The sequence below is a fragment of the Pseudomonas sp. R76 genome (assembly GCF_009834565.1).
Taxonomy (GTDB): Bacteria; Pseudomonadota; Gammaproteobacteria; order Pseudomonadales; family Pseudomonadaceae; genus Aquipseudomonas.
Map to the genome: position 1 here is coordinate 2,915,341 of NZ_CP019428.1, position 24,273 is coordinate 2,939,613.

The 24,273-nt window shown below is 62.6% G+C and carries 9 protein-coding genes; 3 read left to right on the forward strand and 6 right to left on the reverse strand.

Annotated features, from left to right (window positions below; genetic code table 11):
• Window position 1: 1 nt before the first annotated feature.
• A complete protein-coding gene (locus PspR76_RS13305; RefSeq protein ID WP_159955887.1) occupies window positions 2-11,869 on the forward strand; it encodes a non-ribosomal peptide synthase/polyketide synthase in 11,868 nt (3,955 codons plus the stop codon).
• Between the two features lie 269 nt (window positions 11,870-12,138).
• Here the strand turns inward: PspR76_RS13305 and PspR76_RS13310 are convergent, their stop codons facing one another.
• Window positions 12,139-14,580, reverse strand: coding sequence for a TonB-dependent siderophore receptor (locus PspR76_RS13310; protein ID WP_159955889.1), 2,442 nt, complete (start codon window positions 14,578-14,580; stop codon window positions 12,139-12,141).
• A gap of 109 nt (window positions 14,581-14,689) precedes the next feature.
• Window positions 14,690-16,342, reverse strand: a complete 1,653-nt coding sequence (locus PspR76_RS13315; RefSeq protein ID WP_159955891.1) for a cyclic peptide export ABC transporter — start codon at window positions 16,340-16,342, stop codon at window positions 14,690-14,692.
• A 189-nt stretch (window positions 16,343-16,531) separates the two neighbouring features.
• On the opposite strand from PspR76_RS13315, the gene PspR76_RS13320 reads away from it, so the two are divergent.
• Window positions 16,532-17,359, forward strand: coding sequence for a N(5)-hydroxyornithine transformylase PvdF (locus tag PspR76_RS13320; protein WP_159955893.1), 828 nt, complete (start codon window positions 16,532-16,534; stop codon window positions 17,357-17,359).
• A gap of 627 nt (window positions 17,360-17,986) precedes the next feature.
• Here PspR76_RS13320 and pvdO read toward each other — a convergent pair.
• The 3 genes from pvdO to pvdM are packed head-to-tail and all read right to left on the reverse strand — an operon-like array spanning window position 17,987 to window position 21,540.
• On the reverse strand, window positions 17,987-18,859 hold the full coding sequence (gene pvdO / locus PspR76_RS13325; protein WP_159955895.1) for a dihydropyoverdine dehydrogenase: 873 nt from the start codon (window positions 18,857-18,859) through the stop codon (window positions 17,987-17,989).
• A gap of 32 nt (window positions 18,860-18,891) precedes the next feature.
• Entirely contained in the window at window positions 18,892-20,172 is a 1,281-nt protein-coding gene (gene pvdN, locus PspR76_RS13330) for a pyoverdine-tailoring periplasmic protein PvdN (RefSeq protein WP_159955897.1), read from the reverse strand.
• An 18-nt stretch (window positions 20,173-20,190) separates the two neighbouring features.
• Window positions 20,191-21,540 (reverse strand): pyoverdine-tailoring dipeptidase-like protein PvdM, encoded by a 1,350-nt coding sequence (gene pvdM / locus PspR76_RS13335; protein WP_159955899.1) that lies wholly within the window; start codon window positions 21,538-21,540, stop codon window positions 20,191-20,193.
• A 142-nt stretch (window positions 21,541-21,682) separates the two neighbouring features.
• Here pvdM and pvdP point away from each other — a divergent pair, with 142 nt between their 5' ends.
• Window positions 21,683-23,302 carry a pyoverdine maturation tyrosinase PvdP gene (gene pvdP, locus PspR76_RS13340; protein WP_159955901.1) on the forward strand — a complete coding sequence of 540 codons (1,620 nt, stop codon included), beginning with the start codon at window positions 21,683-21,685 and terminating at the stop codon, window positions 23,300-23,302.
• On the opposite strand, the gene PspR76_RS13345 is transcribed toward pvdP, so the two are convergent.
• A complete protein-coding gene (locus tag PspR76_RS13345; protein WP_159955903.1) occupies window positions 23,295-24,242 on the reverse strand; it encodes a DUF1853 family protein in 948 nt (315 codons plus the stop codon). The two genes, pvdP and PspR76_RS13345, sit on opposite strands and share 8 nt — an antisense overlap.
• Window positions 24,243-24,273: the final 31 nt, after the last annotated feature.

Here is a 24,273-nt window from a genome sequence, read left to right on the forward strand (position 1 = left end):
CATGCTTTCCAACCCTAATATCGATCTGGTCTCGCGCTTTCTTCGCCTGCCGCTTGAACAACGCCAGCAGTTTTATCAGCGCCTGCAAGCGCGCGGCATGAGCTTCGCGCAATTGCCGATTGCGCCCACCCGCGAGGGTGTCGAGGCACTGCCTTTGTCATACGCCCAGGAGCGCCAGTGGTTCCTGTGGCAGTTGGACCCTGACAGCGCCACTTATCACATTCCTGGCGCGCTGCGCTTGCAGGGCCAGTTGGACCTGGCGGCGCTGCAACACAGTTTCGACCGTTTGCTGGCCCGCCACGAAAGCCTGCGTACCCGCCTGGTGCAGGAGGCTGAACAGCTGACCCAGGCCGTGATGCCTGAAGCCCGGGTTGAAATCGTGCACAGGCGCACGGACGAACAGCACTTGATGGCTGAGGTGGAAGCCGAAGTTGCGCGGCCTTTCGATCTGCTCCAGGCGCCGCTGTTGCGCGTGACGCTGCTGCAACTGGCCGACGATGAACATGTGCTGGTGATGGTGCAGCATCACATCATTTCCGATGGCTGGTCGATGCAGGTCATGGTCGAGGAGCTGGTGCAGCTCTATGCCGCCTGCAGCCAGGGCCGCAACCTGGAATTGCCCGAGCTGCCGATCCAGTACGCTGACTATGCCCTGTGGCAGCGCGGCTGGATGGAAGCGGGTGAGAAAGCCCGTCAATTGGCGTACTGGCAGGCACTGCTGGGTGGCGAGCAACCGGTGCTGGAATTGCCCCTCGATCACCCGCGCCCGGCCCAGCAAAGCCATCGTGGCGCCAGTTTGCAGGTGCATCTGTCACCGGAGCTGGTCAGTGGTATCAAGCGCCTTGCGCAGCAAGAGGGCGCGACGCCGTTCATGCTGCTGCTGGCTGCGTTCCAGACTTTGCTCTATCGCTACAGCGGGCAGTCGGACATCCGTGTCGGCGTGCCGATTGCCAACCGCAACCGGGTCGAGACCGAGCGGCTGATCGGCTTTTTCGTCAACACCCAAGTGCTCAAGGCCGACCTTGATGGGCAGATGAGCTTCGTCGAACTGCTGCAGCAGACCAAGCGTCGCTCGCTGGAAGCCCAGGCCCACCAGGACCTGCCGTTCGAACAGCTGGTGGTGGCGTTGCAGCCCGAGCGCAGCCTGAGCCACAACCCATTGTTCCAGGTGATGTTCAACCACCAGACCGACGCCCAGGGCGGGCGCGAGGGCCAGCAATTACCCGGCCTGCGCGTCTCGGAACTGGACTGGGACAACCAGACCACGCACTTCGATCTGAGCCTGGACACTCATGAGTCCGCAGAAGGCATCTGGGCGGCGCTGACCTATGCGACCGACCTGTTCGAGGCCGCGACGATCGAGCGTTTGGCGCAACACTGGCAGAACCTGCTGCACGCAGTGGTGAACGCACCGCAGAGTCGTCTCAGTGATGTAATGATGCTCGGCGCCGCCGAACATACGGAGGTACTCAAGGCGTGGAACGCGCCGGCTACCGGCATCGAACTGCATGCGGTGCATCAACGGTTCGAGGCTCAGGCCCGGCAGCACCCTGAACGCCAGGCCTTGGCGCTGGACGAGCAGGCCATCAGCTATGGCGAGTTGAACCGCCAGGCCAACCGTCTGGCCCACTACCTGATCGCCCAGGGCGTAGGCGAGGAAGTGCTGGTCGGCATTGCCGTGGAGCGCTCGTTTGCCATGGTGGTGAGCCTGCTGGCGGTGCTCAAGGCGGGCGGTGCGTACGTGCCGCTCGACCCGCAATACCCGCGTGAGCGCCTGCTGCACATGCTTGAAGACAGCGGCGTGAGGCTGGTGCTCACGCAATCATCGCTGCGTCAGCGCCTGCCGCTGCCTGAGCACTTGGCGACCCTGGACATCGACTTGGCCGAGGCGCAACTGGCGCACTGTGCCGAGCACAATCCAGGGCTCGACTTCGAACCGCGCAACCTGGCCTACGTCATCTACACCTCAGGCTCTACCGGCAAGCCCAAGGGTGTCGCCATCAACCATGCCGCCTTGAGTGAGTTTGCGAGCATTGCCGCTGACTATTCGTGCCTGACTGCGGATGACCGAGTTCTGCAGTTCGCGACCTTGAACTTCGACGGTTTCGTCGAGCAGTTGTACCCGGCCCTGACCCTAGGTGCCACCGTGGTGCTGCGTGGCCCGCAACTGTGGGACGGTGCCGAGCTGTACCGGCAGATTATTGCTCAGGGCATCACCCTGGCCGACTTGCCCACCGCCTACTGGAAACTCTTTTTGCAGGATTGCCTGGCAGCCGGCCCGCGCGCTTACGGCGCACTGCGCCAGGTGCATATTGGCGGCGAAGCCATGCCGCTGGATGGCCCGGCGTTGTGGCGTCGTGCAGGGCTTGGGCAGGTGCGGCTGCTCAATACTTATGGGCCGACCGAGGCGACCGTGGTGTCCAGCGTGCTGGACTGCAGCGCCGACACCACTATGATCGGCGCCAGCGCCAGCCCCATCGGCCGCGCGCTGGCGGGGCGTGGGTTGTATGTGCTCGACCGGGATTTGAACCTGCTGCCGGTCGGTGCCGTGGGTGAGCTGTATATCGCCAGTGAAAGCGGCCTGGCGCGTGCCTATCTGCAACGCCCGGCGCTGACGGCGGAACGGTTTGTCGCCGACCCTTTCAGTCATTCGGGCGCGCGCCTGTATCGCGCTGGTGACCTGGCTCGCTGTCGCGCCGATGGCGTGATCGAGTACGTCGGGCGGGTCGATCATCAGGTCAAGATCCGAGGTTTCCGCATTGAGCTGGGTGAAATCGAAGCATTGCTGCTGGCCCAGCCAGGCGTGCGCGAAGCCCTGCTTCTTGCGGCTGACAACCAACTGCTGGCCTACGTAGTACCCACTCACGCGCTGCCCGAGCACGAGCAGTTTGCGGCGGGTGAACAGCTCAAGGCCACGCTGCGCGAGCAATTGCCGGATTACATGGTGCCTGCGCACTTGATCTTCCTCCCACGCATGCCGTTGAACCCCAATGGCAAGCTGGACCGTCAGGCCCTGCCAAAACCCGATGCCGCCGCGGTGCAAGCCGATTGGCAAGCGCCAGTCACCGCCTTGCAACAGCAGGTTGCGGCGATCTGGGCCGATATCCTCGGCACTGAGCGTGTAGGCCTGACCCAGCACTTTTTCGAGCTGGGTGGGCATTCGTTGCTGGCGATGCAGGTGGTCTCGCGTATTCGTCACGCGCTGAACCTGGAAGTGCCGCTCAAGGCTCTGTTCGAGCAGCCGCGCCTGGATGGATTTGTCGCCGCCATTGAAGCCCATTCCCCGACTGCGCCCAAGGCGCCGGCACTGCTGCCGGTAGGGCGTGACCAACCGCTGCTGTTGTCGTATGCCCAGGAGCGCCAATGGTTCCTCTGGCAACTGGAGCCGCAAAGCGCGGCGTATCACGTGCCCAGCGCCTTGCGTTTGAAAGGGCGGTTGGACATTGCCGCGTTGCAGCGCAGTTTCGACACCTTGCTGGCCCGGCATGAAAGCCTGCGCACCTGTGTGCGCCAGACCCACGACGGTGCGGTGCAGGTGATTGACCCGCTGGTGTCGGTGCAAATCGCGCTGGGCGATGTCGACGAAGCCCAGCTCAAGGCCCGTGTAGAAGCAGAAATCGCCCAGCCGTTCGACCTGCAACAAGGGCCGTTACTGCGCGTGACGCTGTTGCGCCTGGCCGATGACGAGCATGTGCTGGTGCTGGTCCAGCATCACATCGTGTCCGATGGTTGGTCGATGCAGTTGGTGGTGGAAGAACTGGTGCAGCTTTACGCTGCTTACAGTCAAGGGCAGGGCGTGCAGCTGCCGCCGCTGCCGATTCAGTACGCCGACTATGCCGTGTGGCAACGCAAGTGGATGGACGCGGGGGAGAAGGCGCGTCAACTGGCGTATTGGCGCGAGGTGCTGGGCGGTGAGCAAAGCGTGCTGGAGCTGCCCTTCGACCACCCACGCCCGGCGGTGCAGAGCCACCGTGGCGCGCGCCTGCCTATCGAGCTGGCGCCGACACTGGCCCACGACCTCAAAGCCTTGGCCCAGCAGCAAGGCGTGACGCTGTTCATGCTGCTGCTGGCGTCGTTCCAAACCTTGCTGCACCGCTACAGCGGCCAGGAAGAGATCCGCGTCGGTGTGCCGATTGCCAACCGCAATCGCAGCGAGACCGAGCGCCTGATCGGCTTCTTCGTCAACACGCAAGTGCTCAAGGCTGACCTGCATGGGCAGATGAGCGTCGAGCAGTTATTGCAGCACACACGCCAACGCGCGCTGGATGCCCAGGCGCATCAGGACCTGCCGTTCGAGCAACTGGTGGAAGCCCTGCAACCGGAGCGTAGCCTCAGCCACAACCCGTTGTTCCAGGTGATGTTCAACCACCAGACCGATGTCGGCCAGGCCCAGGTCCAGCACCAACTGCCGCAGCTGCGGGTAGAAGGGTTGGACTGGGAGAGCAAGACCGCGCATTTCGATCTGGACCTGGATATTCAGGAATCCAACGAGGGTATCTGGGCCACGCTGGGTTATGCCCAGGACCTGTTTGAAGCCGCCACCGTGCAACGCATGGCTCGCCATTGGCAGAACCTGTTGCAGGGCATGGTTGCCGACCCGCAGCAAAGCCTCAGCCAATTGCCGCTGCTGGACAGTGCCGAGCAGCAACAGATTCTTCAGCTGTGGAACTGCACCGACTCGGGCTTCTCGGCCAAACGTCTGGTGCACGAATTGGTCGCCGACCGCGCGCGGGAAACCCCGACTGCCGTGGCGGTGAAATTCGATGCGCAAACCCTCACCTACGGTGAACTCGACCGCCAGGCCAACCGCCTGGCGCACGCCTTGATTGCCCGCGGTGTCGGCCCGGAAGTACGCGTTGCGATTGCCATGCCGCGCAGTGCCGAGATCATGGTGGCGTTCCTGGCGGTGATGAAATCCGGTGGCGTTTACGTGCCGTTGGACGTGGAATACCCGCGCGATCGCCTGCTCTACATGATGCAAGACAGCCGCGCCAAACTGTTGTTGACCCACTCGGCGGTGCAGCAGCGCTTGCCGATTCCTGAAGGCCTGGAAGCACTGGCCGTTGATCAGGCCGAAGCCTGGGCCGACGCTGACGATAGCGCTCCACAGGTCGCACTGGATGGTGACAACCTCGCCTACGTGATCTACACCTCCGGTTCCACCGGCATGCCGAAGGGCGTAGCGGTGTCCCACGGGCCGTTGGTGGCGCATATCATCGCCACTGGCGAGCGTTATGAAACCGGTCCAGCCGACTGCGAACTGCACTTTATGTCATTCGCTTTCGACGGTTCCCACGAAGGCTGGATGCACCCGCTGATCAACGGCGCCAGTGTGCTGATCCGCGATGACAGCCTGTGGCTGCCGGAGTACACCTACGCGCAGATGCACCGTCACAACGTGACGATGGCGGTGTTCCCGCCGGTTTACCTGCAACAACTGGCCGAGCACGCCGAACGCGACGGCAACCCACCGGCCGTGCGGGTTTACTGCTTTGGTGGTGATGCGGTGGCGCAAGCCAGCTATGACTTGGCCTGGCGCGCGCTGAAGCCGACTTACCTGTTCAACGGTTACGGCCCGACTGAAACCGTGGTGACGCCGCTGTTGTGGAAGGCGCGCAAGGGCGACCCATGCGGCGCCGTCTACGCACCGATTGGTACGTTGCTGGGCAACCGCAGCGGCTACGTACTGGACGCGCAGTTGAACCTGCAACCCATCGGCGTCGCCGGCGAGTTGTACCTGGGCGGCGAGGGCGTGGCCCGGGGTTACCTGGAGCGCCCGGCACTGACCGCCGAACGCTTCGTGCCGGACCCATTCGGCAAACCCGGCAACCGCGTGTACCGCAGCGGCGACTTGACCCGTGGGCGCCCGGACGGTGTGGTGGACTACCTTGGTCGTGTCGACCATCAAGTGAAAATCCGTGGTTTCCGCATTGAGCTGGGTGAAATCGAAGCGCGCCTGCGCGAGCAGGACAGTGTCGGTGAAACCGTGGTGGTGGCCCAGGAAGGCCCGACCGGCAAGCAGTTGGTCGCCTATGTAGTGCCTTTGGACCCGGCATTGATCGACGACGCGGTGGCCCAATCGAACGGCCGCGAAGCGCTGCGCCGCGCCTTGAAAACCCGGCTGCCCGATTACATGGTGCCCACGCACCTGATGTTCTTGCCGCGCATGCCGCTGACGCCGAATGGCAAGCTGGACCGCAAAGGCTTGCCGCCGCCCGACGTGAGCCAGATGCAGCAGGTGTATGTCGCGCCACAGAGCGAGCTGGAGCAGAAAATCGCCGCGATCTGGTCCGACGTGCTGCGCCTGCCGCGTGTGGGCTTGCATGACAATTTCTTCGAACTGGGCGGTGACTCGATTATTTCGATTCAAGTGGTCAGTCGCGCCCGCCAAGCGGGTGTGCGCTTCACGCCCAAGGACCTGTTCCAGCACCAGACGGTGCAGAGCCTGGCAGCCGTGGCCCGCGAAGGCGAGGGCGCGGTGGTGCTGGATCAGTCGGCGCTGACCGGCGAGTTGCTGCTGCTGCCGATCCAACACGGGTTTTTTGCCGATGACATCCCGCAGCGTGAGCACTGGAACCAGTCCGTGATACTGCAACCGCACCAACGGCTGGAAGTGCCGGTGCTGGTGGCGGCGCTGGAGGCGTTGATTGTGCACCACGACGCCCTGCGCACCACGTTTGCCCAAGGTGCGAATGGCTGGAGCGCGGCGTACCGAGGCGCCCAGCAGCATCAGGCCGAACAGGTGCTGTGGCAAACCACGCTGAACAGCCTCGAAGAGCTTGAGGCCCTGGGTGAAGAAGCCCAGCGCAGTCTCGACTTGAATCAAGGCCCGTTGCTGCGTGCGGTGTTGGTGGACATGGCTGACGGCGCGCAGCGCTTGCTGCTGGTGATCCACCACTTGGTGGTGGACGGTGTGTCCTGGCGCATCCTGTTGGAAGACTTGCAAACCGCCTACCGCCAACTGGCCGAAGGCGCCCGCGTGGTACTGCCGGCCAAAACCAGCTCCACCCGCGCCTGGGCCGAGCGGCTGCAGGCATACGCAGCCACCCCGGCGCTGGCGCGGGAGTTGGCATGGTGGCAGGCGCAGTTGCAGGGCAGTCGCGCCGGTTTGCCGGGCGCCGACCCGCAGGCCAGCGTGAGTAACCGTCACGCCCTGAGCGTGACGACGCACTTGGATCAAGGGTTTACCCGTCGCTTGCTGCAGGATGCTCCAAGTGCCTATCGAACCCAGATCAACGACCTGTTGCTGACCGCCCTGGCGCGCGTGATTGTGCGCTGGACCGGTGATGAATCGATGCTGATCCGCCTGGAAGGCCACGGCCGCGAAGACCTGTTCGATGAGATCGACCTGACCCGCACCGTCGGTTGGTTTACCAGCCTCTATCCGTTGCAACTGGCGCCGACCGATTCGCTGGCAGGCTCGCTCAAACACATCAAGGAACAACTGCGCGCCGTCCCGAATAAAGGCCTCGGTTTTGGTGCTTTGCGTTATCTGGGTAACGCCGAGGCGCAACAGGCATTGGGCGCCTTGCCGCGACCGCGCACCACGTTCAACTACCTGGGGCAATTCGACGGCAGTTTCGAAGGCGGCGAACAAGAAGGCCTGTTCGCGCCTTCCGGTGACGCCAGTGGCACCGAGCAAAGCCTGGATGCCCCGCTGGGTAACTGGCTGGAGATCAATGGCCAAGTGTACGGCGGTGAGTTGAAACTGAACTGGAGTTTCAGTCAGGAAATGTTCGCGCAAGCCACCGTGCAGCAATTGGCGGATGACTACGCGCGGGAACTCAAAGCTCTGATCGAGCATTGCTGCGCGGCGGCCCATCAAGGCGTGACGCCGTCGGACTTCCCGCTGGCGCGCTTGTCTCAAGGCCAACTGGACGCACTGCCACTGAGCGTCGCCGAGGTTGAAGACCTGTACCCGTTGTCGCCGATGCAGCAGGGTATGTTGTTCCAGTCGCTGTATGGCGAGGGCTCGGGCGACTACATCAACCAGATGCGCATCGATGTGGACGGCCTCGATGTGCCGCGCTTCCGCCAGGCCTGGCAGGCGGCGGTGGATCGCCATGAGATTTTGCGCAGCGGCTTCCTCTGGCAGACCGATGTGGAGCAACCGTTGCAGGTGGTCTACAAGCAGCGGCGGATGCCACTGGACGAGCTTGATTGGCAAGGCCGCGCGGATTGCCTTACGGCGCTCGACAGCCTGGCCGAGTCGGCACGCGCCCAGGGTTTTGTGCTGGAACAGGCGCCGCTGTTGAGCCTGTCGGTGATCCGCACGGGTGCGTCGAGTTATCACCTGATCTACACCAATCACCACATCCTGATGGACGGCTGGAGCGGTTCGCAGCTGTTCGGCGAGGTGCTGCAACACTACGCCGGCGAGCCGCTGGCGGCACCGACCGGGCGTTATCGCGACTACATTGCCTGGCTGCTGGCCCAGGACAAGGCCGTCAGCGAAACCTTCTGGAAACAGCAACTGGCCAACCTGCAGGCGCCTACGCGTCTGGCGCGTGACCTTTCGACTGAAGCGCCTGCGGCCCTTGAGGCCAATGGCGAACATCGTTTGAGCTTTGATGCCGCTCATACCGAACGCCTCAAAGCGTTCGCACAAAGCAACAAGGTCACGCTCAATACCTTGGTGCAAGCCGCCTGGCTATTGCTGCTGCAGCATCACACCGGGCAGGCCACTGTGGCCTTCGGCGCCACCGTGGCGGGGCGCCCGGCCGAGCTGCGCGGCATCGAGCAGCAAGTCGGTTTGTTTATCAACACGCTGCCCGTGGTGGCCACGCCTGAGGCGCAGCTGTCGGTCAGCCAGTGGCTGCAGCAGATCCAGGCGCAGAACGTGCGCTTGCGCGAGCAAGAGCACACGCCGCTGTTCGAGATTCAGCGCTGGGCCGGGTTGGGCGGCGAGGCGCTGTTCGACAGCATCCTGGTGTTCGAGAACTACCCGGTGTCTGAGGCGTTGGAGCAGGGCGCGCCGTCGGGCCTGCGCTTTGGTGCCGTGCACAGCCTGGAGCAGACGCATTACCCGCTGACCGTGCTGTTGGGCATGGGCGACAGCCTCGGGCTTGAATTCAACTACGACCGGCAGGCCTTCAGTGCCGCCCATATCCAACGCCTGGCCGAGCACTTCCAGCAGTTGCTGAACGCGCTGATTGTCGATGCCGACCAGCGCCTGGCCGCGCTGCCGTCGGTGACGCAGGCCGAGCGCCAGATGCTGCAGGCCTGGAATGCCACGGCGCAGACTTACCCGCTGCAACAGGGCGTGCATCAGTTGATTGAAGCTCAGGTGCTGCGTACGCCGGACGCCCCGGCGCTGGCCTTTGCCGGTCAGCAGCTGAGTTACGCCGAGCTGAACCGTCGTGCCAACCGCCGGGCGCATCGCTTGATAGCGGCGGGCGTGGGGCCGGACGTGCTGGTCGGGTTGGCGGTGGAGCGCTCCATCGAGATGGTCGTCGGCCTGCTGGCCGTGCTCAAGGCCGGTGGCGCCTATGTGCCGCTGGACCCGGAATACCCGCGTGACCGACTCACCTACATGCTGCAAGACAGTGGCGTGAACCTGCTGCTGACCCAGGCTCATGTGCTGGCGCAGCTGCCGCTGCCGGCAGGCGTGCAGAGCCTGGTGCTGGAGAGCCTGGTGCTGGAGAGCGGCGCGGCCTGGCTTGATGGTTACAGCGAGCACAACCCTGATGTCGCAGTGGATGGCGAGAACCTGGCGTATGTGATCTACACCTCGGGTTCTACCGGGCAGCCCAAGGGCGCCGGTAATCGGCATTCGGCACTGACCAATCGACTCTGCTGGATGCAGCAGGCGTATGGCCTGGATGGCGGCGATACAGTGCTGCAGAAAACCCCGTTCAGTTTTGACGTATCGGTGTGGGAGTTCTTCTGGCCGCTGATGACCGGCGCGCGCCTGGTGGTGGCGGCGCCGGGAGATCATCGCGATCCGGCCCGGTTGGTCAGCTTGATCAACGCCGAGCATGTCACCACGCTGCACTTTGTGCCGTCCATGCTGCAAGCCTTCTTGCAGGATGCGGCGGTGGGTTCCTGCCACAGCCTGCAACGCATTGTGTGCAGCGGTGAAGCCTTGCCGGTGGACGCGCAGCAACAGGTCTTTGCCAAGCTGCCTGCTGCGCGGTTGTACAACCTGTACGGGCCGACGGAGGCCGCGATTGATGTGACCCACTGGACGTGCGTTGACGAAGGCAGTGACACCGTGCCGATTGGCCGGCCTATCGCCAACCTGGGCTGCTACGTGCTGAACAGCAACCTGGAACCGGCGCCGGTGGGCGTGTTGGGCGAGTTGTACCTGTGCGGTATTGGCCTGGCGCGGGGTTATCACCGTCGCCCGGCGCTCACCGCTGAACGTTTTGTGACTGACCCATTCGGCAGCGGCGCACGCCTGTACCGCACGGGCGACCTGGCGCGCTATCGCGACGATGGGGTGATCGAGTACGCAGGCCGCATCGACCATCAGGTCAAGCTGCGCGGGCTGCGCATCGAGTTGGGTGAAATCGAGGCGCGTCTTCTGGAGCATGACGCTGTGCGTGAAGCAGCCGTGCTGGCCGTGGACGGCACGCACTTGGTGGGTTACGTGATATTGCAGGCGCCGAGTGCGGACTGGAAAACTGTGGTCGGCGCGCACTTGGCCGCGCACTTGCCGGACTACATGGTGCCCGCGCAGTGGGTGGTGCTTGAGCAGATGCCGCTGAGCCCAAATGGCAAGCTGGATCGCAAGGCGCTGCCCAAGCCTGAAGCCAACGGCGCAGGGGAATACCAGGCGCCGCACAGCGAGATCGAGCAACAGGTGGCTGCAATCTGGAGCGAGGTGCTGGGTGTTGAGCGGGTAGGGCTGAACGACAACTTCTTTGAGTTGGGTGGGCATTCCTTGCGTGTGCTGTTGCTCAAGGAACGCCTCCGGCAGGTCAGCGGGGTCAACCTGTCTGTCAGCCAGTTGATGCTTAACCCGACTGTGCGCGGGCAGGTCAATTGTTTGCAGGGCAGCGCGCGCAGCGAGTTGATCGTCAAGCTCAACAGCCAGACCCAAGGTACGCCGCTGTTTATGTTCCACCCAAGCTTTGGCTCGGTGCATTGCTATACCGCGATTGCCTTGGCGCTGCGCGAGCAACGCCCGGTTTATGGGGTGATCTGCCGTGCACTGGTGGAAGAGGGCGCGTCGGTGCCTGAGTGGCAGGCGATGGTTGACGATTACGCCGCGCAATTACTGGCGGCTCAGCCCGAGGGCGCCTATCGACTGGCGGGTTGGTCGTTGGGCGGCAACCTGGCGATGGAGGTCGCTTACGCACTGGAGCAAGCAGGGCGCGAGGTGGAGTTTGTCGGCTGGATCGATTCGGCGCCGCCGCAGTGGCTCACGCCGTATTGGGACGCGGTGGTCGTCGAGCAGGGGCGTGAGGCCTGCGCCAATGAGCGCCGTGCGGCGTTGCTTGGGGTGATGTTCCCGGCGTTTGCCGAGCAGATTGAAGGCGCGTGGCAGCAGTGCCAGCGTCAGGCTGCGGATGAAGACGAGCAATGGCGAGCGTTTGTTGCCTGGGCCGAACAGACCTTGGGTGAGGCATTTACCGGCATTAAGGAAGAATTGCTGCGTGGCAACGAGGCGCAGATTTCCTGGGCGGTTGACCGTGCGTTGAGCGAGCGCCTGGAGGCAGCGGACTTCAAGCCGATCAAGGCGCCGGTGAGTTGCTGGTGGGCCTCGTTAAGCCGCGCGGGGCAGTTCAAGGACCTGATCGAGCAGAACATGGTAAGTGTGATTGGCCAGGGGCGCATTGAGCGTTCGGTCATGATCGACACCGATCATGACGGGATCATCGACAGCGCCGCGTTCATCAACAGCCTGGTGGCCGCCATGGACTAAGGGGGGCGACTCACGAATCAACCCGGATCATCGATCCGGGTTTTTTTGTGCTGGATTTCAGCCCGGGCAGGCATGCTGTTCTGTGGGAGCTGGCTTGCCTGCGATGGCATCGACTGGGTGCCTGACATTTCGAGGTGCCTGCATCGCAGGCAAGCCAGCTCCCACAGTTGACCGAGCATGGCCTTAATAGACAGGCATAAAAAAGCCCGATGAAAGCGGCGCTTTCATCGGGCGTTGGGTTGATCGCCTGGGGCGATCAGTGCATCCGATCAGAAGTCCCAGCGGGTGCTGAACATTACGTTGCGCGGCTCACCGTAGGCGGCCGAGTCGTAGAAGCCCACGTTGGTGTAGTAAGTCGTGTCGAAGATGTTGTTGAAGTTCACGGTCGCCGAGAGGTTTTTGGTTACCTGATAGCGTGTCATCAGGTCCACCACCGTATAGGACGACTGGGTGATGTCCTGGTTCTTATCGAGCGGCCTGTTGTAGATTTCATTCCAGGCTTTGGTCTGCCAGCGCACGCCGCCACCAACGGTGAACTTGTCCAGGGCACCCTTGAGTTTGTAGGTGGTGTTCAGGTTGACCTGGTGTTCGGGTTCGAAAGTGGAGAGCTTCTTGCCGTCTTCGTCCCGTACGATCTTGTGAGTGTAGCCACCCTGAAGTTGCCAGCCTGGGCTCAACTCACCGGAGATCTCCGCTTCATAGCCTTTGGTGACGGCCTTGGAGCTCTTGAACGCCCAGTTTCTCGGAGCCGGTGTCTGGTTGTTGTAGGCATCGTCTGAGATCGGACGATTGGTCTCATGCACCTCGAAGTACGCAATGCTGGTGTTGAGGCGACCGTCAAAGAACTCGCCCTTCAGGCCCAACTCGTAGTTTTGCCCTTCGTCCGGTTCCAGCAGTTTTTCGTCGCGGTCCTTATAGGTGCTTTCCTGAGGTTGGAAAATATCGGTGTAGCTGGTGTACAGCGAAAAGTTGTCGTTCAGGTCGTAGATCACACCAGCATAAGGAATGAACCTGCCGGTTTCTTTATACGACGGGTTATTGCCGGTGACGTGGTAGTTGGCAACACGCCCACCGATGATCACGTTGAGGTCATCCATCACGTTCAAGCGGGTGGTCACGTAATAACCAGTCTGGCGGATGGTGTCGTCGGTGTACTGCTGGACCGGGCCATAGATAGGCTTGGCGATCTTGCCATTCCAGTTGTAGAAATCGACTTTGTTGCCGCCTGGCCATTCCGGTGACCAATAGCCTTTGCCCTGCCAGCGCGAGGTGCCGATCGAGCCGCCTACGACCAATTCATGGTCGCGGCCGAACAAGCTGAAAGGCCCGGTGGCATACAGGTCGGCCGAGGTGCTTTTGGTTTCGCCGGTGTACTTCTGCCCGTTGATCGACGCGCTGCCATCGGACTGGGGCTCAACGAACTGGATCGAGCCAAGGTCGGCGTGGTAGCTGTTGATCTTGTGGTCGAGCTGGAACTTGGTGACCCAGCCATCGCCCAGGTCATGCTCGAGCATGGCAAAGGCGGTGCGGGTGTTTTGCTCCCAGGAGCTCCAGGTGGTGCCGTTGTTGTAGGAGCGCGGCATCTTGTTGATGCTGCCGTCGTATTTCACCAGCGGGAAGGAACCGGACCAGCTGGAGCCTTGTGGAACGCTGTCCTGGTAGTCGAAGCCCACGGTCAGCATGGTGTCGGGGGACAGGTCGAATTCGGTAATGCCGTAGTAGGTTTCGGTCTTGCGCGAGTAGTGGTCCATGAAGGAATTTTTGTCTTGGTACGCCGCCACTGCGCGACCACGGACGTTGCCGCTGTCGGTCAGCGGGCCGCTGACGTCGACTTCGCTGCGGTAGTTGTCCCAGGAACCCGCGCCCAGTTGCACATGGCCCTTGAATTCCGAGGTGGGCTTCTTGCGAATCAGGTTGATGGTCGCGCCCAGGGAGCCGGCACCGTTGAGCAGGCCGGTGGCGCCCTTGAGGATTTCGACGCGGTCATAGATCGCCATGTCGCTCAGGGTGTTGCCCGCCGAATAACCGACGTTGCGCACGGTGGACGGAATGCCGTCGTACTGGAAGCTGTTGACCGAGAAACCACGGGAATAGTAGTTGGTGCGGTCGGTGTCATAGGCCGACACGGTGATGCCAGGCGTGTGGCGCATGACGTCGTCGACGTTATTGAGGCCGAAGTCTTCGATGTGCTGGCGGGTGATCACCGTGATCGACTGCGGGGTTTGCCGTGGCGTCAGGGTCAAACGGGTTGCCGTGGCAATGGTGCCCGGCGTGTAGGAGCCGGAGTCTTCGGTGATGTTGCCCAAGGCGTTGCCGGTCACTTGAGTCGGGCTCAATTCCATCCCGGCGGAGGTGCCGACGGCGGTCACGGTCAGCGAGTTGCCATTGAGGGTGTGGGTTGTCTCGGTCCCACCCAGCAAGGTGTCGATTGCCCGCTGCGGGTCCAGTTTGCCTTTGACTGCGCGGCTGCTCTTGCCCTGCACATCGCTCGGGCTGTACAGCACCTGCACATTGGTCTGGCGCCCAAACTCCTGCAGCGCGCTCCCCAGCGACTGTGCAGGAATATCCAGCTCGATCTCCTGTGCCTGCGCATAGCCTGCAACCGGCAGTGATATCGCCAGGGCCAGTGCGCTCGGAAGAAGATTGATGTTCAGGGCCCGGCGCATGGATAGCGCTTTGCTCAGGGGGCTGAGACCGAGTCTTGCTGGCATGGATGCGTTCTCTTCTATGTTTAAGTGGGCAAGTTATAGGTGACTATTGAGTATTATTCTCATTACCACTAGTGAGACGTTCCTACTTGGAAAAACCGGAAAATAAATTTCAGGTCGGTTCCATTTCGTGCACCACCTGGCCGGCGCGCAGGCGCACCAACTGGTCGGCGATATCGAAATAGCGGTCGTCGTGGCTGATCACGATGATGGTTTTGCCCAGGCGCTTGAGGTCCGGCAGCAGCTCGGTGTAGAAAATCCGGCGGAACGCCGGGTCCTGGTCGGCGGCCCATTCGTCGAACACCAGCACCGGGCGTTCTTCGAGCCAGGCGTTGACCAATGCCAGGCGTTTGCGTTGGCCGGTGGACAGGTCGGTGGTGCTGAACACGCCGTCTTTTACGCTGACCTTGTGCGCAATTTCCAGGCGCTCCAGGTATTTGGCCGCGCTGTCCAGTGACTGGGTGGCGCTGCCTTGCACCAGGTCGTCGAACAGGTAGTAGTCGGAAAAAATCGTGGTGAACAATTGGCGGTAGTCATCGCGCTCGGGGTCGGTGACGGCCTCGCCGTTGAGGCGAATCTCGCCGGCCTGTGGCGGATACAAGCCCAGCAGCAGTTTGATCAGGGTGGTCTTGCCGCTGCCGTTCTCGCCGACGATGAACACGATGTCGCCTTGCTTGATGCTCAGGTTGATCGGCCCCAGGTGGAACGGTTCGCTGCCTTCAATCGCCGGTGGGCTGTAGCTCACGCCGCGCAATTCCAGGCTGTTGACCACCGGTTTGGGTGCTTCGCTGTCATCCATCAGCAGGTGCGGTTCGGGGGAAGAGAAGCGTTCCGACAGCTCGCTGATCCGGCCAAACGCAATCTTGGCCTTGCCCACCACCGGCAGATAACCGAGCAGGTGTTCCAGCGGGCCTTTCATGTACAGCAGCACCAGCACGAAGCCGGTGATCACCGTAGGGTCCGGGTTCGGGTTGTAGGCCTGCATCGCCAGGGCCAGGCCGATCACCACGAAGAACAGCATCGAGCCGAAGGTCTTGGCGAGGATGTAGATGTTCACCGAGCGCACCTGAATGTCGCTGATGCGGTCGGCGGTTTCCTGGATTCTATGAGTGTTCATGCGAAAACGCCGTGGCCGGTGCATGCGCAGTTCCTTGGCACCGGAAGCGATCGCGTTGTAGTAGCGCTGCAATTCATCCTCATGGCTGCGCGCCAGGTCGAACCCCTGAATGCCTTTGCCGCCGGCAATGAACTGCACGGCGCTGCCGATAATGATCGCCACCACCATCATCAGGAACATCGGCACCGACAGGTAGGCCAGGTAGCCCAGGCAACCGAGGGTGACCGTGGCGGCGATGGCCAACGGTGTGAAGGCGAAGGAAAAATCGCTGATGGTGTCGACGTCATGGGTCAGCACCGGAATCAGGCGGTGCGAGCGGTAGCGCTCGATCTGGCCGATGGGCGCCGACAGTACTTTTTCACCCAGGTCTTTGCGCAAGGCGGCGATGATGCGTTGGCCGACGTAGTTGGTGCCGATGTCCGAAATGATCGAGCTGACCAGCGCCAGCACGCACAACGCCGCAAACGTCAGGACCACGCCTTGGGTCATGCCGTTGGCCGAATGCAGCGCATTGTTGATGGTGGCCAGCAGCAAGGTGATGGCCAGGCCGCCCGCCATGCCGAGGGCGACGGAGACCGTCACGATGGTACGGAAGGGCCTGAGCAAGGCGAGCAGGCCCTTGAAGGCGCTGCGTTTGGGGTCGGTCATAAATACATCCCGGAGAGTGAAAAGAGGGGCTGGGCACACAGACCCTTACCCATGACAAACGAAGCGTCGGCGCGACTATTTAGCTCGGCGCCAGCGCAGCGGGATAAATTGCGCCGGGGCTGGTTCGTTCTTGTGCTGTAGGCGCACGTGTATCGACGCGGTGCGCAGCCCACTCAGCGAGAGCGAAAGATGACGAAAAAGAACCTGGTGTATGTGTGGTCCCTGAGAAATGCCGCCGCCGACAAGGCCGGGCAGCCGGTGGCCTACAAGGACCACGAGCGCTACATGAAGTCGGTGCTGGAGTTTCTGGTGGGGTCGCTGAACGACACGCCGTTGGGCCAGGCTTACAACCTGGTCGGCGTGGTCTACGACGATGATGAGCAGAACCCGCGGGACCAGCAGTTGGTCAGCGATTACGGCTTTGCCTATAAGCCGGGCCGCCAATGGCTATACCCGGCGGACCTGAAGGTACAAGGGCGTCTGGTCAACGACCTGCTGTTGAGCGTGCCGTCCACCTATCGCCGCCTGCCGCGCGGCAGTGCGGAACACATCGCCGGCAAGCAGGATTTCGAGCGTCGCCTGCACGACACGCTGGTGGAGTTGAAGGCCGATATCGTGGTGCTGGATGGCTTGCTGGTGATTCTGGATGAGCTGGTGCGGCCGGGCGCGCCGTTTGCGCGGCGGATCATGAACATTCACCCGGGCATTACCCGCATTGAATCGCCTTACGAGCGCCGTGGGGCCTATGCCACCTGGAATGCGCTCTACGGCGCGCGTGGGCAAACCGTGGTGGATTGGGCGACCAAGGCCACCACGCCGTCGGAACCGCTGTACCTCACCGGCGCGTCGTTCCACTACGTGGACAACGGCATCGACTCTGGCGAAGTGTTCCACGACGTACTGAAAACCGAGATTTCGCCCGAGGACACCATCCTCGAACTGCGCTGGAACAACTTCAACAACAGCCTGTTCCCGGCGTTGCATGAAGGGTTGGAGCTGTTGGCCAAGCAGGCCTGAACATGGGCTGATTGGCACATTCAGGTCGAAAATGTGGGAGCGGGCTTGCCTGCGATGACGGCAGGTCGGTTGACAGTATTTGCCTGACCGACCGCTATCGCAGGCAAGCCAGCTCCCACACTGGAGCGTGTCCGCTTCAGTTATTGTTCGGTGCACGCAGGCAAAATGTGGGAGCGGGCTTGCTCGCGAAGGCGGCGGATCAGTCGATTCTGCTGGTGACTGGCACACCGCTTTCGCGAGCAAGCCCGCTCCCACATTTGGAAGGCGCTGGCCTTAGGGTTCGCACACGACCTTGAGCTCGATTCCCGCAGTCATTGCTGCAAATTTTTACCTGATATAGGCAAGCCAAATGTGGGAGCTGGCTTGCCTGCGATGACGGCAGGCCGGTTGACAGTATTTGCCTGACCGACCGCTATCGCAGGCAAGCCAGCTCCCACACTGGAGCGTGTCCGCTTCAGTTATTGTTCGGTGCACGCAAGTCAAATGTGGGAGCTGGCTTGCCTGCGATGACGGCGGGCCGGTTGACAGTATTTGCCTGACCGACCGCTATCGCAGGCAAGCCAGCTCCCACACTGGAAAGTGTCTGCTTCAGTTATTGTTCGGTGCGCGTAGGCAAAATGCGGGAGCTTAGAGCTCGCGCACTACCCGAAAGCCAATCCAGTCGCCACGTGTCTGCGGGTAGATGTTGTTGCGGTTACCCGAGCGTGAAAATACCGGCGCTTCGCCCCAGTCGTTGCCGCGAATCTGGTAGCTCTCGCAATTGGGCTCCACCCAGGCGCTGCCGTCGGTGGGCGCGCCGATGTAGTTGGGGTGTTCGCAGTCGGCAACCCGCTCGTAAACATTGCCATGCATGTCGTACATGCCAAACGCATTCGGCGGGTAGCTGCCGACCGGCGATGAGTAGCTGTAGCCATCGGCCGGGCCGTAGGTGTTGGCATGTTCGGCGATGCTGTAACCCTTGCCTTCATCGAAAGGGAAAGGGAAGGGCCCGGTCGAGCCGGCGCGGGCGGCATATTCACGCTGCGCTTCGCTGACCATCTGGTATTTCTGCCCGGTCTTTTTCGACAGCCAGGCCACGTAGTTCTTGATGTCGTCCATGTCCATGCACACCGCCGGCTGGCGTGGGTCTTGCGGGTAGCGCGGCTTGCTGGCGATGCATTCGCGGCCTGGGCGGTCGTCGCCATTGGCGATCTTGACCCCGGTCTGGCGCACATAGCTGTCCCATTCGCCGGCCGTAATGTGAAAGCGGCTCATGGCAAAGGGCTTGGCGAAGGTCACCTCATGCATCGGGCCTTCATCGGGCTCGCGGCCCACTTCGTCTTCCGGGGTGCCCATGGTGAAAGTGCCGGCAGGCAGCACGACCATTTCGGGGCAGTCCTTGCAGTCCTTGAATACTTTGCCCGGCTGCACAGTGGCGGCCTGGGCCAGGCCGGGCAACAGCGCGCCGCACAGCGCGGTCAGCGCCAGGGCGGTGAGGGGCTTGAGTCGGGATGGAGTCATTGGGGCATCTCGTTCAAAGGAAAAAATAGCCGTCACAACCGTTGGCTCAGCAAGGTCATGAAGCGCTGGATCTCATCTGAGCTGTTAAGCAGGCCGGGTGAGGTGCGAATCACTGGGCCGACGTCGCGGTCCACGGCATCGATCACCACGCGGTTTTTCAGCATGTGGGCCACCACGGCTTCACTGTCCTGGCCCTTGACGCGGAAGAAGGTAAAACCTGCCGACAGCTCGGGGCTGCGCGGTGTGACCAGTTCGATCTGCGGGTGGGCCAGCAGTTGGTCTTTGAGCTCAGTGTTAAGTGCATGAATACGCGCCTGCACCGGCGCCTTGCCCAGCTGCAGGTGCAGCTTGAAGGCCTCGTCGGCGGCCCAGCGATGCTCGAAGGCGTGGTAGCCGCCGGGCGTCATGGTGGTGGCGAAATTGGTGTCCTCGGAGAACGTCGGCACCATCGGCGTGACGTATTTGTTCTCACTGTCGCGGGCGCAGACAAGGCCAGTGCCGCGCGGGCCGAACATCCATTTGTGGGTGCCGGCGATGAAGAAGTCGCAGTGCATGGCCGGGAAGTCGAGGTTTTCCACGCCAAAGCCGTGCACGCCGTCGACCACGTAGAGAATGCGGTCCTGCTCGTCACGGTTGCGGTTGAGTTCATCGACCAGCTTGCCGATTTCACCGATGGGCAGCTTCACGCCACTGCCGGACTGCACCCAGGTCATGCCCAGCACGCGAGTGTTGGGGCGGATGTTGCGCTTGATATTGCCCAGCACTTCGTCGCTGGAGACCTGGCTGGCCTGCTCGAACAAGCGGATGCGACGCACCTGCGTGCCTTGCCGTGCGACGCGAAAATCCAGCACGTTCTGCGTGGCGTAGTGTTCGTGCTCGGTGGTGAGAATTTCCTGGTCGGGCCGCAGCTTGATGCCGCCGTAGATCATCGCCAGGCCTTCCGAGGTGCTGCCGGTCAGCGCGATCTGTGGCGGCGTGGCATTCAGGTAGCGGCCAGCCCATTCGCGCACCTGGCCTTCACGTTTCCAGGTTTCTTCCAGGCCCCAGTCCATCGCCAGGCCGGGGTTATGGTCGATCTGCTGGCGGTAGCGGTCAATCGCGTCGCGCACCGGTTTGGGGTGTGAGGTCACCAGGAAATTGGAAAAATGCAGGTAGTTCGGGTCCTGGGTAAACAGCTGTTTGAACCCCGTCCATGGGTCGTTCGCAGCAGGTGCCGGATTGGCCGCCAAGGCCTGCGGGAGGAGGGCGGCGCCCAGCGGCAGGCTGGCGGCGAATACGCCGGCCTGCTTGAGAAATGTACGGCGGTCGGTCATGGACTTGCTTCTACTTGATTAGCGGTCGGCCAATGGCTTGGCGGCTTTTTGTACCTGGTCCCACACGCGCAGGAAGTTGCCTCCCCACAGCTTGGCGATATCGGCTTCGGAATAACCACGCTGGATCAGCTCGGCAGTGACGTTGCGCACCTCGCCGACGTTCTCCCAGCCCTGGATGCCGCCGCCGTCGTTGAAGTCCGACGAGATACCGACGTGATCAATGCCGATCTTGCGCACGGTGTAGTCGATGGCATCGCCCCAATCCTTGAGGGTGGCCTTGGGTTCCTCTTCGAGAATGGCGTACAGCGCGCTGGCGTACTGGCCAAACTTCTGCTCGGACCAGGCGGCGATAATCGCGTCGCCGGGCATCAAGGCCATGGCCAGGTTGGGCAGCGGCGGCAAATCGAAACGCGCGCGCAGGGCGTTGAGCTTGTCCTGGGTCGGCTGGCTCAACGGGCGCAAATACGCAGGAAAGCCCACCACCTGCACCACGCCGCCGCTGTTCTTGATCAGTTGCAGTTCTTTGTCGCTGAGGTTGCGTGGGATATCCACCGAGGCACGCGGCGCCGAGTGCGAGGCCACCATCGGCGTGCGGCTCAACTGCGCCACTTGCTCCAGCGCCTTGGTCGACATTTGCGACACATCGATGATCACGCCCAGGTCATTGAGGCGATGCACCGCTTGCTGGCCGATGGGCGACAGCCCTTCGAGGGCGTCGGTGCTGTCATTGAAAAATGGCAGCGGGCGCGACGAGTCGGACCAGGCGTTGTTGCCGATATAGCTGAAGCCGAACATGCGCATGCCGCGCGCCGCCCACAGGTCCAACTGGTTCAGGTCATTGCCCAGCGGGTAGGCGTTGAGCATGCTGATAAACACCGCGAACTTGCCCTCGCCATGCAGGCGGCGCATATCGTCCGGGGTGTAGGCAATGCCGACCTGGTTGGGAAAGTCGCGGACCATGCCGGAGATGATCTTGTAGCGCACCTCCTGCTCGTGGCGAGCCTCCTCGACGAACCCATCGGTGGGTTTGTGCGGCGCATTGGGGCCGTTCCAGATTTCCGGCCAGCCGAAAATCGTCAGGGCCGCGCCCGACAAGCGCCCGCGTGCAGCCTTGGCGAGGTCGAATTGGCCGCTGCCATCTTTGTCGGCCTCATTGCCGGCGGTGCCAAAATCCATTGGCACAGTGATATGGCTGTCGAACGACAGCAGGCGGTCCTGCATTTCATTGGCCTGCTTGATCACCTCCAGCGGGTAACCCGCGTTGCCCCGGAACCAATGGTCCCAGGCCAGGAAGCCCGCCCCGGCGCCGATCGCCAATGCCAGTGGCAGGCCGATATACAGCGCCTTTTTCGAACGTGGTTTTGTCATTGCCATCTCAGTCAGTTGAGGCCTTTGCTATCAGGGAAGAACGAGCCATGGCGGGGGAAATTTAGGCCTGGGCGGCGCGCCGGTAAATTTCTTCGAGCCGCCAACGTTCTAGCTCTGATTAAGCCGTTTCCTAAGGTAGACAATGACGATCTCTCGACGTGGGTTCATCGCAGGCCTGGCGCTGACAGGCGCCGCCGTGCCCGCGGCCTTTTATGCCCATCGCGAGCTGACGCGTGAAGAAGAATTGCCCATCACCCCGGGCGAGGCCACGGTGGATCTGGCTGACACGGCCGGCCAGCATTTGGCGAATATCCTGCGCGGTGTGTGGAGCCTGCGCCTGGAAGGCCGCGATGCCGGCCTGAAAGGCTTGCCGCTGCACGGCCTGGAAGTGCTGCTGGACATCGCCCCGCGCGGGCGCGGCTTGCGCGGCTACCTGGACACCGCCGAAAACCTGCGAGGCGAAGGTGAGCCGCGTTACCGCGTGCTCGGTGACCTGCTGACCGGCGACGGCGCATTGCTCTACTGGCGCCTGATCGACCGCGACGCGGCCAACGGCGCACCGGCCTATGAATTCAAGATGACCCTCGACGAAGTCTGGGCCGACTTCGCCAACGCCGGCAGCAGCACGCTCAGCGGGCAGATCCTCAACCTTGATCGCCCCTTGGCGTTGACCGAACGGGACAACCGCTTTGTCGCCCACAAACAGCTGTTTCCCGAAGCACGGCAACGCATCGGCCTCAATCCGACGCTGCTGGCCTGGCTGATTTCGCCCGAACACCGCCTGTTTCACCAGCTCTGGCACGCCACGCGCGATCAGTGGCACAAGCTCTCGGAAGAAAAACGCGACGCCCTGCGCGGCATCGGCTGGCAGCCCGGGCCGCGCGGCCAGGAGCGCGACGCCCGTGGCAAGCGCAAGGACCGCAACGGTTCGGGGATCGATTTTTTCTTCATGCACCGCCATATGCTCGGCACTGCGCGCTCGATGCAAGATTTGCCGTCGTGGCCGCAATTCCCTGAGCCGCAGCCGGCCCTGGAGCGTGACCGCCTGGGCTTTGTGCGTTATTTCGACAACCACGACGGCTTTGCCCTGCCGCCCAGCTGGTCGGCGCCGGATGACGCCGATTACACCCAATGGGTCGGCGATATCAAGGCTGCCGAGACCTATCACAGCAACTTCCAGGTCTGGGAATCCCAGTACCGCGACCCGCGTTACCTGGCCAAACTGACCCTCGGGCAACTCGGCTCCGAGATGGAACTGGGCCTGCACGACTGGCTGCACATGCGCTGGGCCTCGGTGCCCCGCGACCCGTCCAACGGCGCGCCGGTGCCGTTCGCCCGCGACCCGTCGGACTTTGCCGCGCGCTGGTACGCGGCCGAGAACGACTTTCTTGGCGACCCGTTTTCATCCCATGTAAACCCGGTGTTCTGGTACTTCCACGGCTGGATCGATGACCGTATAGAGGACTGGTTTCGTGCCCATGAGCGCTTTAATCCAGGCGAGGTCAGCCGGCTTGAGGTCAATGGCGTGAACTGGTTCGCACAAGGGCGTTGGGTGGAAGTCGGCGATCCGTGGTTGGGGCCGGACACCCATGGCTGCAGCACCACGCCGGGCTTGCAGATGGGCCGCTCGATGGAAATGGACCCGGAGACCATGAAGCTGGCGCTACGGATTACGTTTGCTGCTGAAGATGAGGGGTTGCAGGCGTTGTTCAAACGCGTGCCGAGGCGGCCCTGGTATGCGCGGCACTTGAAGGTCAAGTAACGCCGGGGACGTTTGGCCATAGGTCCGCCACCAGGAACAGGCGTTCGGCTTCTTCCCAATCCTCACCGTTGCGAACCAGCCGCACCAGTAGCTGTGCGGGTGCCATCGGGTCCAATTCCGCCAGCCAGCCGTGCATTTGTTCCTCACTCCACACCTCGGCCGGCGCGTAATGCGCCGGCGCCAGCCAGGCGTGGCGGGGCAGGGGTTGCCAGCGCCCTGACGGGCTGCCACGGACAAACGCCGGCCAATCGCGCTGATGCAGCCAGCGCCCGCGCAAATGCTGGGGATGGGCGCCGTGGGGTGGTTCAGCCTCGCCGGGCCAGGGGTAGAGCAAATACCCGCCAAGCCACAAATGCGCATCAAACTGCTGGATATCCAGCGTTGCCAGTGCTTCGCGGCTTTCGGCGCGTGCCGAGATCGGCAATTGGTGCTGGGCCAGGTGCGCCAGCTTGCGGTCCAGCCGATCATGACAGCCGGGGCCCAGCCATTGCGCCGCGTCCTGACCGTTACCGTCCTGCGGCCCCAGATAGAGTTTGATCGCCAGTTCCAAGTGGTGCACGCCATCGCGGTCGCGCAGCAGCATGTCCAGCTCGCCCAAAGTGTGCCCGGCGCGGCGGATCGGCAGGTTGGCGGCCAGCAATTCCACCCCCGGTGCGTGCTGCACGGCAAATTGCCACAGGCGCTCGTAATACAAGCCCAGGCGCCGGGTGCGGGCAAGGCTCAGCCAATGCTGCAAGGCGCTGCTGTCTTGATCGAGCGCGCGCAACCATTGTTCCAACCGATGCGGTGCCTGCACCCAGTCACTGCCCGCCAGCGGGTGGCGCTGCGGCCAGGGTGTTTGCGCGAGCATCGGCGGGGCGAGCATCACCCAGGCCAAGTCGCGCACTTCGGGGTGGCGCAGTTGGCGGGGCAGGTTGTGCAAATCCGGGAACACAGTCATGGTCCGAGCATAGCCTTTTAACCGCCGTGCA